The organism is Ureibacillus sp. FSL K6-2830, assembly GCF_038004145.1.
Classification (GTDB): domain Bacteria; phylum Bacillota; class Bacilli; order Bacillales_A; family Planococcaceae; genus Ureibacillus; species Ureibacillus thermosphaericus.
The window spans coordinates 2003314-2018023 of sequence record NZ_JBBOQR010000001.1 but is presented as its reverse complement, the minus strand read 5'-3'; the positions used below and the strand labels follow the sequence as shown (position 1 = coordinate 2018023).

The window sequence follows — 14710 nt, the reverse complement described above, 5'->3', positions numbered from 1 at the left end:
GTTTCTATAGAAAATTAGAGCATGGAGTCTTTTCAACAATACCTATTTTGTCGTTTTCAATCAGAACCTTTAGCAACTCTGTTGCCAGCAACTTGATTACTGGTACAGATACCGCATTGCCCGCTTGCTTATATAAATAACTATCTGCAAAAGCCCTTCCTTTGTATCTTTCTGGAATCTTAAACCCCTTTCCTACTGGAAAACCTTGTAACCTCAATGTTTCAGCAGGAGTTAGCTTTCTAATCCCCCAATTATCTCTTATTAAAGGGACATTGTGCCCTCCAGTCCCCATATTTGCAGTCAAAGTAGGACAAACATCGCTTTTGTTCTTCCTTACATACATCCCTCTTCTAACTTGATAAAACTGGTACATTTCATCTATTTGCTCGTCCAAGTTGACTCTAACACTTTTCCTATCCTGCTCGGGTATGCTTTCGTATTCCTCAACTGAAAGAAAGTAGTGAGGATATTTTTCTTTTGTATAGTAGTATTTATCATCAGCTTTTTTAGTATAATCGATAATTTTCTTAATTTCATTTTTTCTATCTTGAGCATTCTGCTTAAGTTTGAATTTCTCCATATCTTCAAACATAGTAAATTTGTCGGCATCTTCCTTGTTTAAAAAACAAATTATATAAATTCTTTCTCTGTTTTGTGGCAAGTATGAATAGTCCATTGTATTTATAATATGCTCTTTTACTATGTACCCAAGCTTTTCAATTTCACTTTTTATAACTTTATAAGTCCTGCCCCCATCGTGACTCTTTAGATTCTTGACATTCTCTAAAAATAAGATTCTCGGCATGCCATGAATTTTATCAAGTTGCTCGACAAGGTTAATGATGCTCCAAAAAAGGTTCCCTCTTTCGTCATCAAAACCCCTCCTCTCTCCAGCTATGCTAAAAGCCTGACACGGAAATCCTCCTGTTAGCACATCAATTTTACTTTTTAATATTTCTTGTTTCATAAGCTGATAGTATTCTTTGTTTCGTGCCTCGCCCTCTTCTGCAAGTTCTGGATTTAGGACTTTATTTATATCGCCTTCAATCAGTTTATGGGAAAAGTTTGTTCGATAAGTTTCGCAAGCATACTCATCTATTTCATTTGCCCATTCAAGTTCATATCCAGCAATGCCATCAAGCTTTGCCTGCTGAAACCCTAAACATATTCCACCAATCCCTGCAAACAAACTTCCAACCTTGTATATTCTATCCATTTCAGCAATCTCTCCTTATGATTAATATTAGTGATGTAATTTACCATGAAAGCTGAAATTTATCAACTCATTATTGCTTTTCATAGTCATTTACGTGTTATCTGCAAACATTAATTTGCTTCTATCTTTAAAAACTTCGTGTATAAATAATCTAGCAAAGCGAGCAGTTCCTCAGTACGGTCAACATCGCCCGCATACTGGTTTTTCAACCCGACATACTCAATCCAGCCTGATGAACGTTCAAATTCAGCAATTTCAATACTATAATATCTATTTGCCTCTAACTGTTCGTCATATATTGAACAAGGTCCTGCCGTCTCAATAATTAAGCTTTTTTTGTTAATCTTCTTTATCCTAATATTCTCCGGATTGTCACAAACAACAGGAATTAATTGCTTGTTATTCCAAGAAAGCTCATATGCCCCTTTCGTGCTATTATATTCGAACATCTCATCAAATCTTTTATCTGCATTAGAGCCGGTTACTCTTTCTCTAATGGTAATTTCCTTTACATAATAGACATTTTCTTTTTCCACGCATCTCGTTGTTCTTTTTCTGAAATCATCGCCTTTTATTACAGTTATAATTCCAATGCTTCCGATTTCACCACATTCAAACGGAGACACTGGCTGTGTTTGTGTAATAATACCACTGTTATTGCTCTTTATAAATTGCTCGCTCATACGAATTGAATCTAAGATGCCTTTATCAAAAAAGGAATCATCAAACATGCTAATTAAATAATCCGGCTTAAAGTCTGATTCAACGAAAACATAATAATTGTCATCCTTAAGTTGCGTTTCACGTACAGAAACAAGCTTTTGATTTTTCCTGAAACTCTTTACTTCAATATATGGCATTCCCTCAACTGGCACCCATGTGTTGTCGAAAAACTCAGCAAACTTGAGTATATTGCCATTTGCCTTTAAGCCTAATATATCTGGAGCATTTTTATCAGACTTTGCGCCGTAAATAAAATAGTCATTAATAACTTTATAATTTTTGTCTTTAAGTAGTAAATTATTGAACAGAAGGTTTTCCGGTATTTTATTTATCCATCTGTCAATATATCCTCCGAGCATATCACTTTTAGAGCTTGTTCCCTGACGATGATTGTTTTCTTGTTGAAACATCGAAACAATAAAGTATATTAGGGGAAGTATGTCCCTTTTAGTTACGGGTATAGTTTTCACAGCTGTATAATCCCCCTTTCTGTTATCTGATAGGTTTCTTTTGATATGTACCGGTTATGCAGAATCAATCCGCTATATATGCTGAACCTGGGTCTACGGCCTTGCGCTTGTTGATCTGAAAGGGTTTGAGTGGCATTGACCGGGTAATTTTTTATGTCATTTGTGTCTAGCTCGTAAATATCAAATGTTCCGTCCCAATTGCCTTCACGATAAAAATCTACAAAATAAATTCTATCCCACTGCGAATTTGGGCCAAACGAAGTTAAATCCGGCAAAACGCTGCAAGCTTTAACCTGAATGCGATTATTTCCTCTACCGCCATTTGGGTCGTAACAGTCAAAAGATGAATTTGCTCCAGGTATACTATTTGTACATCTCCATACCCCTTTGGCTATAGAGAAGGCGATCTCAGACAGTCCTTCCGGTAAGTTAACCGCTCTTGCATTCATTGCAGCAAGGGTTCCACATAGTGTGCGCCAACTCTCATATATTGTCTTAAGACTACTAGCATCCTCATTAGTAAACTGACTAACGGTTGTTATGAAATTGCCTTCTGGCAACTCAAGTGTAACTCTCTTATTCTCCATTTTCCCCCTCCTGTTTTAACACCTTTTTAATATCTTTTATCGGAAGCATATCTCCAGATTGTATATAATAGTTGTCCGCGTCCATCCTTGTCTTGCCATTAAGCATTTGACCTTGTTGGATTATATGCTTGTTTGATATTGCGTACTTTACTTCCTCCCTTGTTACAAAACCAGGTATATCGTATTTCCACTTTTCTGACAAAATTAAAGACTCTAGGCTCCTTTTACTCTGAGTTTGCGAATACAAAGCCCTGATTTTCTTTAATAAATCTTCACAGTAGGGCTCAATTCTCACTAAAATAAAGATGTCGTATGAAGCTGTTCCTTTTTCTAAATTTGGAATATACTCCGCTGAATCATTCCAGTCTTTAGTCTCTAATAACAATAGGTTTCCAAAGCTTTTTGTAGATTTAATCGATGCTTTCATTCCATTAATAACAAAATCCCAATCATCCCATTTACCCAGTCCATATGTAGATAAATCTGGTTTTTCTAGTACAAAATCCTTGTACAGCTGGTTGTATACAGCAAATTCTGATAGCTTTCCTTGGAACGTGTTTGCAAATATTTCTCCGTTCTTTCTTACATGAGTTCCACCGCTTCTATGATTTCTATGTTCGCCGCCATCACCAAAGCTCATTTCATATGCAAAATCGAGGGTTTTCCTTATTGTTTGTTCTTTAAACGTTCCTAATGGGTTAAATTCTTTCTTTTGGTTAATGTATACACCATCATATCGCAACTCTAATTTATTAAGAGCCATCTTTATCACCTCTTTTTAAAGCTACTGAAAGTGTCTGGCTGTTATTTCACTGGATATTTTATCGCATTCTTTTGCATTTTCTCTTTAACTATCTCAGCAACATCGAAACCAAATTGGTTTGAAAGCGAAAAACAATATATTAGTACATCAGCCAGTTCTTCCGCTATATGCTCTTTCACATGCGTGTCAGTTATTCTCATTGATTCTTCAATCGACATCCATTGGAATATCTCCATAAGCTCTGCAGACTCAATAGCGATACTCATCGATAGATTTTTAGGATTATGGTCAGATTCCCATTTTCTATCTTCTACAAATTTCCTTACCAGTTCCTGAAGTTGAGTTGTATTTTCTCTACTTTTCATAGTTGTAAATCCCCCACCGCTAAAAGTTTCTGTTTATCAAATTTTTGTTTATTGCCTCCCACAGATATAATGATGCAAAAGTTCTATAAGGTTTCCATTTTTCACTTATTTGCATTAATTGCTTTCTTTTTGGTACTTCATCTAACCGATACAGCCATTTAATTGATCTTTGCAATCCTCCATCTCCAAGAGAGAATACATCACGCCTTCCCAGGCAGAATATTAAAAACATCTCAGCAGTCCATTGCCCGATTCCCTTAACTTTTGTGAGATTTTTCACTATCTCTTCATTTTCAATGCCCTCTAAATTGTCTAAGCAAATTTCATTATTTAACACTGCGCTCGACAAATTTTTCAAATAGCCAATTTTAGAATAAGATACACCAATTTCTCTAAGCTTCTCGTCCTCTAAAGAAATCAATTTTTGAGGGCTTGGTTCCCCGTCCATCAATGAAAGCAACCTATTCCAAATAACAAATGCTACTTTATTTGATAACTGTTGGCCTATAATTGACCTAGAAAGAAAAGAGAAATAATCGGTAGATAGCTCTACTTCTAATGGTCCACAAGCATTAATAATCTTTTTTAATACAGGATCCAACAAAATCAATTCATTATTAATATCTGGCTCCGTTCTAAATACTTTTCGCATCACTTATCCCCGTCGCCTCTTCGCACCCATTCATCAACCTCGCTCTTCTTGAATTTCCAAAGTCGCCCGATTTTGTGAGCGGGAAGATTTTTATTCGATATCCATAAATAAATTGTGTCCTTGCTGACACCAAGATGATTTGCAATCTCTTCTAGAGAAGACCACTTTTCATTTATGTTTTCAGTCATAACTACACCTCCATAATAATTTACATTTTATCACACCGGACTACATTCGTCTATGATTTAATATGAAATGAGATGGTTTAAGATGAAGCAAATTGATTTAAGATGAATAAGTATTACTTTTTATTAAAAATCTGTTATTAAAAAAAGACAGCATTTGCTGTCTCTTTATATGGATTGGTAGTTGAGTTTAATTTTCTTTCATGCTTTTTATTTTATCGATTTCTTTCAACAAGCCCATCATAGTTGCCTCAAAATCAGATTTAACCTGACACTCCCAAACAACAAATACATTCCATCCCATTTGTTCTAGCTTTTCCGTGTTAGTCTTATCTCTTTTTTTATTTTTCTCTAGCTTTTCTTTCCAGTATTCGAGATTTGATTTGGGCAGGCGATAATATTTGCAATTGTCATGTCCATGCCAAAAACAACCATGAACAAATATCGCTATTTTATATTTTTGTATAGCAATATCTGGTTTGCCAACTATCGTGTTGCAGTTTTTTCTATATCTTATTCCGCGATGATAAAGCCAGTGGCGAACTTTAATTTCAATTTGTGTATCTTTGCTTTTTATCTTAGACATAACCTCGCGTCTTTTTTGTTTTGAAAAACAATCAGCCATTTTCGCCTCACCTACTACTCACTCTCCGCTTGGTGCTTTTAGATCCCACTGAATCTTTTGATTTATACTACTATAACACTTGTTGCATTGAATATAAAATCCTTCCACGACCTATGGATATATAAACATCTATCCTGTCTTCACAACCCTAGCAAAAAATCTAATCTGTCAACTCAACCCTATCATTTTTAGGCTAGTTGATATGTTCCCCCAAATATTAAAATTAAGGCGTTCCTGGCACTGTCATCTCCTTAAAAGCGACCATGAGAAAATCTCGATGCCAGAAAACCCTTTATTTATCAGTGTTTTGAATACTTCTATTTCTCTACCCTTGACATCAATACCACGCACTCAACATGTGTCGTCTGCGGGAACATGTCCACCGGTGTAATCTCCACCGTTCTGTATCCCCCGTCTTCCAAAATACGCAAGTCCCGCGCAAGAGTGGAAGGGTTGCAGGATACATAGACTACCCGTTTTGGTTTGTATTCGATAATCGTGTTGAGCAATGCCTGGTCGCAGCCTTTGCGCGGCGGGTCGACAACGAGCACATCCGCGCGTTTTCCTTCCTGATACCAACGAGGAATTACTTCTTCCGCAGGTCCAGATTCAAAGTAAGTGTTTGTAAAACCGTTCAGCTCTGCATTGCGTTTTGCGTCCTCAATGGCTTCCTCGACGATTTCAACTCCCATCACTTGTTTCGCTTTTTTCGCTAGAAATAAGGAAATCGTTCCAATGCCGCAATAGGCGTCGATGACCGTTTCTTCCCCCGTTAGCGCCGCATATTGCAAGGCTTGGTTGTATAATACTTCCGTTTGCACCGGGTTTACTTGGTAAAAGGAGCGGGCAGAGATTTCAAACCGGATGTCGTCGATGGTATCTTCAATCGTTTCCTGACCCCACAGCACAATCGTTTCTTTTCCTAAAATGACATTCGTTTTTTCACTGTTCACGTTTTGTACAATGGATGTAACATGCGGAATGAGTTTTCGAATCACTTCTACCGCCGCATCCTTCTGAGGAAATTTGCGTTTTTTTGTAACGAGCACCACCATCACTTCGCCAGTGGCTCTTCCTGTCCGCACAATCACATGGCGGAGCATTCCTTGATGAGACGTTTCGTTGTAAGGCTCTATCCCGATCTTTTCCAACTCTTTTTTCAAATTGGCCATGATGATATCCGCTTCACTCATTTGAATGAGGCAGCGCTCCATATCAACGATTTGATGGGTTCTCGCTTTATAGAAACCTGCAATTGGACCTGTTTCACTCATAGCAAAAGGAATTTGCGATTTGTTGCGGTAATTCCATGGATGTTCCATTCCTTTGATTGGTCGTACTGGTGCATCAATTTTTCCAATGCGTTTCATGACATTGCGAACCATGTTTTCTTTCCATTGCAACTGGGCTTCATAAGATAAATGTTGCAATTGGCATCCACCGCACTTTTCAAAGTAAATGCAAGACGCGTCTACCCTGTCAGGTGAAGGTTCTTTCAATTCTACAATTTTCGCAAAGCCATAGCTTTTTAGTGTTTTCAATACATGCACTTCCGCCGTTTCTTGAGGCAACGCTCCATGGATAAATAACGGATACCCATCCACCTTCCCCACGCCCAGGCCATCATGGGTCAAATCTTCTATGTAAACCGTTACTCGATCATTTTTCTTTACGGGTGCTGTCATACATTCCGTCCTCCATTTCGTTTTTCTTTGTCGCACGGAGTTTTTATTAAAATCAAACAAATATTATTCTACCTCAAAATAGAATAAGGATATATTGAAATTTCATTTTTTCCGAACCGCTTGTAAAATTGAAGTATCACTATGTATTGGGTGGATGAAGATGGACTTTTATCTTGTCGCATTGTTTTGCATTGCCATTACCCTTCATAATATCGAGGAAGCCATTTGGTTGCCGGAATGGTCACAACAAGCTTCGATGTTTCATAAACCCGTTACCCCGGGTGAATTTCGTTTTGCCGTGACTGTCATTACTATGCTGGCTTATTTATCCGCACTTTATTTTTCTATAATCAGGCATCAGAATTGGCAAAATGGTTTTTCATCGGATTTTTAGGTTCCATAATCGTGAATGCGATTTTTCCGCACCTGATTGCAACGATTTTGATGAAACAGTATGCACCCAGGCTTATCACTGGTTTATTCCTAAACATTCCATTCAATTTATTCATCATCGATCAAATGTTCCAAAACCATTATATTACCTGGAAAGAGCTAATCATATCAACTATTGCGGTTGGAAGCCTTCTACTCGCCCTGATTCCGTTATTATTTAAAGTGGGAGGAAGAATCGCTTCTTCCCGTGAACAAAAATAAAATACTCTCGCAGCTGCGCGAGAGTTTATTTTTCTTCTTCCCTAACCCCTTTATCTAGTGGCGCTGTGAAAAAGGCAATCACAAGAGAAAGTAGAACCGTCAAAAACGGCGCTACAAATATCATGAATTCATTCATGGCAACCCCTCCTATTAGGCATGAAAATCCTTTTGATTCCCAGTAAGGTATTCTTTATTAAATAAAAACAATCGAAACAGTAAATAGAGTGACGGAATAAGCAAACATAGTCCCGCAATAAAGGCAATCACAAGAGAAATGGCCATTTCTTGATTCGTAAACCCTTCATAGATTGTTAAATACGGATAGAGTAAATATGGATAATGGGAAATACCGTATGCAAAAAAAGCAAATAAGAATTGAAGAATCAACAACCCAACTGAAAGCCCTAGCCCCCGTTTCTTCCAAATCAGCCAAACCGTCATCAAAAATAACATCCCAGAGATGCCAAACATCGGCCAAATGGAAATCATATTTCGAAATCGGTCCGGGTTATGCTGTTGCATTTGTATGATGATTGCAACGGCCATAAAAATTAACGGTCCTGCCCAAATGAGCGCATACTTTCTCATTAATTCATGAGCTTCCCAATCTTGCGCTTTCCATGCATACCATGTTAAAAACACGGCAGATATATATAACACACTGGCAATACTTAAAAGAACGATGCTCCAAGTTAAGGGGCTTGTAAACAGAGCCCAAAAATCCAACTGAGGGCGGTCATCAATTATATCAACAAATCCACCTTCTGAAATCGTCAACACAACAGAAAGGGATGAAGGAATGAGTAAGCCTGATACCCCATAAGCAACTGCATATCCTTTATGGCCTCTTGATCCGTACGATTCAAAGGCATAATATGAACCTCGTACCGCTAATAAAATGATTGCAATGCTTACAGGTACGAGCAATACCGTTCCGTAATAGAAGGCAGTTTGCGGAAAAAAACCAACTATGCCGACAAAGAAAAATACTAAAAAAACATTCGTCACTTCCCATACAGGGGATAAATATCGTTGAATAATATTCGATAAAATATGTGATTTGTTCGTTAATAAACTATAAGCGTTAAAAAATCCTGCTCCAAAATCGATTGAAGCGACAATGACGTACCCGAAAAGGAAAATCCATAACACAATAATTCCTAACACTTCTAGATTCATCGTACGCCCCCTTCCACTTCTGCCATTCGGTCTTGGATCTCCTGTTCAATTGGATTAGCACGGTACATTCTACTTAATACGACAATGCTCCCAATTCCTAAAACGATGTACAAAATACAGAATAAAATAAACATCATATCCACATGTTCACTCGTTGTAGCTCCTTGTGCAGTTCGCATATATCCTCGCAAAATCCATGGCTGTCTTCCTACTTCTGCAAGCCACCAACCAGTTTCTATCGCAATAATGGATAATGGCCCTCCTAAAACGGTCAACCATCTGAACCATACCTTTTTAATGAATTGCCATCCTCTCCATACACCAGCAACATAAAGTATTGAAACTAACGTCATAAACATTCCAATAAATACCATAATATTAAACAAATAGTGGATATAAAGCGGAGGAATTTCATCTTCAGGAAATTCATTTAGACCAATCACTTCTGCCATTGGATTTCCATGAGCTAATATGCTTAAAGCGTAAGGAATTCGAATGGCAAGCTTTATATTTTCCTCTTGATCCATAAATCCTAACAATATAAGTGATGCTGCTTCTTCTGTTTCAAAATGCCACTCTGCAGCAGCCAATTTTTCAGGTTGATATTCTGCTAAAAACTTTCCTGAAAAGTCCCCAATCACCGCCGTAGCAATCGAAAAGATTAGTCCCAACTTCATCATCAAAAACAACGATTTTTTATAATAGATGTGGTTTGAACCTTTAAGTAGACGAAAAGCGGCAATGGATGCTAGTAAGAAAGCAGATGTCATATAGGCAGAAGCTAATACATGAGCTACTTTTGTTGGCATTGATGGGTTAAACATCGCAATAAGCGGTTGAATATTCACTAGCTCCCCATTTACCAATTCAAATCCTTGTGGCGTATTCATAAAAGAATTCACAACGGTGATAAATACGGCAGACATCGATGCACCAATCGCCACAGGGATAAGGAGAAGCATATGTTTTGTTTGATTATCAAATCGATCCCACGTATATAGATAAATTCCTAAAAAAATAGCTTCAAAGAAAAAGGCGAAAGTCTCCATAAACAACGGTAATGCAATCACTTGTCCAGCCAATCGCATAAAGTTCGGCCATAACAGTGATAGTTGCAACCCAATTGCCGTCCCTGTCACGACGCCAACTGCAACCGTAATGACAAACCCTCGTGTAATACGCCTTGCAAGCAAAATATAATGCTCATCATTATTTTTCATCCCTACCCATTGAGCAATCATAATCATAAGCGGAACGCCGACTCCAATGGTTGCATAAATAATGTGAAAGGATAATGTTAATTCCGTTAACATTCGACTCCAAAATACAGCGGACTCGTTCATCAAAAGTTATCCTCCTAACTACCGAAAATCCTTCCGATCATCGAAAGAAACATAATGATAGCCACTCCAAAGGTTAAATACACCAACCATTTTTCTTGCTTTTTATACATTTCATATAAACTCCTTTCATCTCCAGTTATTTTGTGTAAATAAAAAAAACCTATGCAAATGCTTGTATAACAACATTTGCATAGGTGTAAGGACTCTTAGCACATTTTTTCGAGTCAAACTAAACGCGATCTTGTTCGCGAATATCATCAATTGGTACAAAAACTTCAATATGTCTTTTTAGATTTTTAAATGTTACTGGCGCTTTTCCACCTAATTCCCCATCTAAATTAATCAACACGTCCTCATCCGATGATACTTTCACGACATTTGCCTTACGATAAATTACATGTGGATCACTTAAATGTTCTCCTCGAAGTGCTAGCGTAAGGACTTTAATGAAATCAGCTAAACTACATTTTTTTAAAATCATCATCGTAAATTTGCCATCGTTAATACTTGAATCTGGAGCAATTTTTTCAAACCCACCGACTGAGTTCGTGAGTGCACATAAAAAGGCCATCACTTCGCCTTCATACACTTCTCCGTCCATTTCAAATCGCATATTGGTTGCTTTGATGGAAGGAAGCATTTCAATTCCTTTAATGTAATATGCTAATTGCCCTAAAACCGTTTTCATTTTTATTGGTACATCATAGGTTAACTCTGTGATGCGTCCACCAGCTGCTATATTGATAAAATAGCGCTCCTCATTTAATAATCCAACGTCGACTGGGATTGTATCGCCTTTTACAATCACATCAAGAGCATCTTCAATTTTCCTAGGAATATGTAGAGCACGAGCAAAATCATTTGTTGTTCCCATTGGAATGACACCGAGCTTTGGACGTTTTTCAAAAGAGCTGATTCCCGAAACGACTTCGTTTAATGTCCCATCTCCACCAGCAGCAACAACTATATCAAATCCACGTTCAACGGCTTTTTCTGCAGCAGCTTTTGCATCACCTGCGCCAGTTGTTGCATGGCAAGATGTTTCATACCCAGCAATCTCCAGCTTTTCTAGCACTTCAGGCAAGTGCTTTTTAAAAGTTTCTCTACCTGATGTTGGATTATAAATAATTCTCGCTCTTTTCATGTTTTCGCCATCCTATTTATTTTTTTAAATTAAAAACGTTTATGTATCTTTGAATGTTCCTTATGATGAATGAAACTAACAAGAGAAAATTTCCAATCCAACGAAAGGGAATTTTTTAAGTTTAACAAACTTTGGTTTGAAATCAAGATAACATTTCCATTATAAATTTTTTCATATCTTCATATACCCACTTTGCACATTGTGGATCTTTTACAAATTTCTCCTTCAAAGTAGTATACAACTCTTTTTGTTTTTCTTCAAATGTTGGGTCATCTTTAGTCGGCAATTTTGCTCTTTCTTCCACTACTAATTGTTGCAGCTCTGGAGCTCTAGGTCCCCATTTTCCTATGACTTGTCCTTCTTCATTTAGGAATAAATAAATGGGAATCGCTCTTCCTCCGTTTGTTAAATAGCGGTCAATTAAGTCTGTATCTTCGTCTCGGAATACACATCGAATGTCCAACCCGGCTGCTTCAGCAATTTTACGCATGATGGGATTATTGAGCATGGCATCTCCACACCAATCTTCCGTAATAGTTAAAATATGTGGCTTTTTTTCTTTAAGCAGCGGGATCAGTTCGTCATTTTCATCAATGTTGAAGTTGTGATATATTTCAAAACTTCCCTCTTTTAAATTCGTTTTCATTTGCTCCATGTATTCTGCCATGGAAATCCCCTGTTCGAAATATTGTTGTTCTGTTTTCATGTCATCAACCTCCCTTTTGTTACTATATTGCATGGAAAAGTTTAGAATTACAATGTTTTTGATTATATAAAGGGATGTTGCATCTGCAAAAAATGAAGTGCTATGACTTTTGCACACCCCTTCCGCACATGTTGATTTGCTCATGCTCCTATCCGCACATGGTCATTCTCTATACACACAAGCAGTACTCCTATCCGCACGAATGACACTTTATCCGCACAAGTGATACTCCTATCCGCACATGGTCATTCTCTATACACACAAGCAGCACTCCTATCCGCACGAATGACACTTTATCCGCACAAGTGATGCTCCTATCCGCACATGGTCATTCTCTATACACACAAGCAGTACTCCTATCCGCACGAATGAAACTTTATCCACACAAGTGATGCTCCTATCCGCACATGTTGATTCTCTATACACACAAGCAGCACTCCTATCCGCACGAATGACACTTTATCCGCACAAGTGATACTGCTCATACTCCTATCCGCACATGTTCATTCTCTATACACACAAGCAGCACTTCTATCCGCACATGTTGATTCTCTATACACACAAGAGACGCTCCTATCCGCACAAATGACACTTTATCTACACATGTTGATTCTCCATATGCACAAGTGGACACCCTATCAGCTCATGTTGAAATCTATCTCACAAATGAACACCTTATCAGCACATGTTAAATTCTCTATACACACAAGCAGCACTTCTATCCGCACGAATGACACTTTATCCGCACAAGTGATGCTCCTATCCGCACATGTTCATTCTCTATACACACAAGCAGCACTCCTATGTACATGTAGAAATCATATCTGCACAAGTTTACATCCCATCCACACAAATGGAAACCCTATTTTCACAACTAGACACCCTTTTGCACAAGCACCTCATTCATGCTGTAACCACTAATATAAAAATCCGCATAAGCCAAAGAAGCTTATGCGGCACATATTATTTATCGTTTATTAATTTCTTCAAGTAATATTTTATTAACCATTGGTGGGTTTGCTTGTCCTTTTGTTGCTTTCATAATTTGACCTACTAAGAAGCCAATAGCACGATCTTTACCATTTTTAAAGTCTTCGATAGATTGTGGGTTATTGTCAAGCACTTCAATAATAATCGGAAGAAGTACGTTTGGATCAGAAATTTGAACCATACCTTTTTCCTTCACGATTTTTTCAGCATCTCCACCGTTTTTCACTAACTCATTAAATACTTTCTTCGCAATTTTGGAAGAAATTGTACCATCAGAAATAAGTTTTACTAATCCAGCCAAGTTTTCAGGCGTTAATTTTGTTTCTGTAATTTCAATTTGTTCTGCGTTTAAGTAAGCGGAAACGTCACCCATTAGCCAGTTAGCAGAAAGTTTTGCATCTGCACCGAGTTTAACCATTTCATCGAAGAAGTCTGAAATCGTTTTATTTACTACTAGTACATTTGCATCGTACTCTGTTAAACCAAGCTGTTCAATGTAACGTTTTTTACGAGCATCTGGAAGCTCAGGGATGGAAGCTTTCACGCGCTCTAACCATTCATCATCAATTTCAAGATGAACTAAGTCTGGCTCTGGGAAGTAACGATAATCCTCAGCAGCTTCTTTTACACGCATTAAGATAGTTTTTCCTGTTTTTTCATCGAAACGGCGTGTTTCTTGCTTGATTACCCCACCGCTCATTAAAACTTCTGCTTGGCGTTTTTCTTCGTATTCAAGCCCTTTACGAACAAAGTTGAAAGAGTTTAAGTTTTTCAATTCTGTTTTTGTACCGAATTCTTTTTGTCCGTATGGTCGAATGGAAATATTTGCGTCACAACGCAATGAACCTTCTTCCATTTTCACATCAGAAACGCCTGTATATTGGATAATGGACTTTAATTTTTCAAGGTATAAATACGCTTCTTCTGGAGTACGTATATCTGGTTCAGAAACGATTTCTAAGAGTGGCGTTCCTTTACGGTTAAAGTCAACAAGTGAGTAGCCATCTCCGTGTAATAATTTACCAGCATCTTCTTCCATATGAAGTCGTGTAATACCGATTCGCTTCGTATATCCAGGTTGTCCATCTTTTGCAGGTACTTCGATTTCAATCCATCCATCATAGCCGATAGGTTTATCATATTGAGAGATTTGATAGCCGCTCGGATTGTCTGGATAGAAATAGTTTTTACGGTCAAATTTTGTATGCTGATTAATCTTCATGTTTAATGCAAGAGCAGCTTTCATTGCATATTCAACAACAGTTTTATTTAAAACCGGAAGTACTCCTGGATAAGCAAGGTCGTAAACTGTTGTATTTGCGTTTGGCTCTGCACCGAATTGGTTAGGTGCTGCAGAGAAAATTTTAGAATTTGTTTTTAATTCAACGTGTACTTCTAAACCAATAACTGTTTCAAAATTCAT

At 37.6% G+C, this 14710-nt stretch carries 15 protein-coding genes and 1 pseudogene; 1 reads left to right on the top strand and 15 read right to left on the bottom strand.

Translation table 11 applies throughout. The features are described from left to right. Positions 1-4: 4 nt before the first annotated feature. The 9 genes from dcm to rlmD form a co-directional block, all read right to left on the bottom strand. Positions 5-1216: a DNA (cytosine-5-)-methyltransferase gene (gene dcm, locus NSU17_RS09830; RefSeq protein ID WP_340704912.1), complete on the bottom strand. Its 1212-nt coding sequence runs from the start codon at positions 1214-1216 to the stop codon at positions 5-7. A gap of 110 nt (positions 1217-1326) precedes the next feature. Next, entirely contained in the window at positions 1327-2409 is a 1083-nt protein-coding gene (locus NSU17_RS09825; RefSeq protein ID WP_340704911.1) for a hypothetical protein, read from the bottom strand. Further along, positions 2406-2996 carry a Bsp6I family type II restriction endonuclease gene (locus NSU17_RS09820; RefSeq protein ID WP_340704910.1) on the bottom strand — a complete coding sequence of 197 codons (591 nt, stop codon included), beginning with the start codon at positions 2994-2996 and terminating at the stop codon, positions 2406-2408. The genes NSU17_RS09825 and NSU17_RS09820 overlap by 4 nt, the downstream gene beginning before the upstream one ends. Then, positions 2986-3759, bottom strand: coding sequence for a hypothetical protein (locus NSU17_RS09815; protein WP_340704909.1), 774 nt, complete (start codon positions 3757-3759; stop codon positions 2986-2988). Before NSU17_RS09815 ends, NSU17_RS09820 begins: the two co-directional genes overlap by 11 nt. 41 nt (positions 3760-3800) lie before the next feature. Then, positions 3801-4124 (bottom strand): nucleotide pyrophosphohydrolase, encoded by a 324-nt coding sequence (locus NSU17_RS09810; RefSeq protein WP_340704908.1) that lies wholly within the window; start codon positions 4122-4124, stop codon positions 3801-3803. Between the two features lie 19 nt (positions 4125-4143). Beyond that, positions 4144-4776, bottom strand: a complete 633-nt coding sequence (locus NSU17_RS09805) for a DNA-3-methyladenine glycosylase family protein (RefSeq protein ID WP_340704907.1) — start codon at positions 4774-4776, stop codon at positions 4144-4146. Beyond that, positions 4776-4964, bottom strand: a complete 189-nt coding sequence (locus NSU17_RS09800; RefSeq protein ID WP_340704906.1) for a helix-turn-helix domain-containing protein — start codon at positions 4962-4964, stop codon at positions 4776-4778. Before NSU17_RS09800 ends, NSU17_RS09805 begins: the two co-directional genes overlap by 1 nt. A gap of 187 nt (positions 4965-5151) precedes the next feature. Then, positions 5152-5586 carry a very short patch repair endonuclease gene (locus NSU17_RS09795; RefSeq protein WP_340704905.1) on the bottom strand — a complete coding sequence of 145 codons (435 nt, stop codon included), beginning with the start codon at positions 5584-5586 and terminating at the stop codon, positions 5152-5154. Between the two features lie 317 nt (positions 5587-5903). Beyond that, positions 5904-7271, bottom strand: a complete 1368-nt coding sequence (gene rlmD, locus NSU17_RS09790) for a 23S rRNA (uracil(1939)-C(5))-methyltransferase RlmD (RefSeq protein ID WP_340704904.1) — start codon at positions 7269-7271, stop codon at positions 5904-5906. A 160-nt stretch (positions 7272-7431) separates the two neighbouring features. Here rlmD and NSU17_RS09785 point away from each other — a divergent pair. Beyond that, positions 7432-7925, top strand: a pseudogene (locus NSU17_RS09785) (HXXEE domain-containing protein). Positions 7926-7950: 25 nt separating this feature from the next. Here the strand turns inward: NSU17_RS09785 and cydS are convergent. The 6 genes from cydS to gatB all read right to left on the bottom strand — a co-directional run bounded on the left by cydS (position 7951) and on the right by gatB (position 14710). After that, positions 7951-8061 (bottom strand): cytochrome bd oxidase small subunit CydS, encoded by a 111-nt coding sequence (gene cydS, locus NSU17_RS15950; RefSeq protein ID WP_016838744.1) that lies wholly within the window; start codon positions 8059-8061, stop codon positions 7951-7953. 14 nt (positions 8062-8075) lie between these two features. Next, positions 8076-9104 (bottom strand): cytochrome d ubiquinol oxidase subunit II, encoded by a 1029-nt coding sequence (locus NSU17_RS09780; protein ID WP_340704903.1) that lies wholly within the window; start codon positions 9102-9104, stop codon positions 8076-8078. Then, positions 9101-10450, bottom strand: a complete 1350-nt coding sequence (locus NSU17_RS09775) for a cytochrome ubiquinol oxidase subunit I (protein ID WP_340704902.1) — start codon at positions 10448-10450, stop codon at positions 9101-9103. The genes NSU17_RS09780 and NSU17_RS09775 overlap by 4 nt, the downstream gene beginning before the upstream one ends. A gap of 226 nt (positions 10451-10676) precedes the next feature. Then, entirely contained in the window at positions 10677-11591 is a 915-nt protein-coding gene (locus tag NSU17_RS09770; protein ID WP_340704901.1) for a diacylglycerol kinase, read from the bottom strand. Between the two features lie 142 nt (positions 11592-11733). Further along, positions 11734-12297 carry a thioredoxin family protein gene (locus NSU17_RS09765; protein ID WP_340704900.1) on the bottom strand — a complete coding sequence of 188 codons (564 nt, stop codon included), beginning with the start codon at positions 12295-12297 and terminating at the stop codon, positions 11734-11736. A 967-nt stretch (positions 12298-13264) separates the two neighbouring features. After that, complete coding sequence (gene gatB / locus NSU17_RS09760) at positions 13265-14710, bottom strand: Asp-tRNA(Asn)/Glu-tRNA(Gln) amidotransferase subunit GatB (protein ID WP_016838750.1); 1446 nt, start codon at positions 14708-14710, stop codon at positions 13265-13267.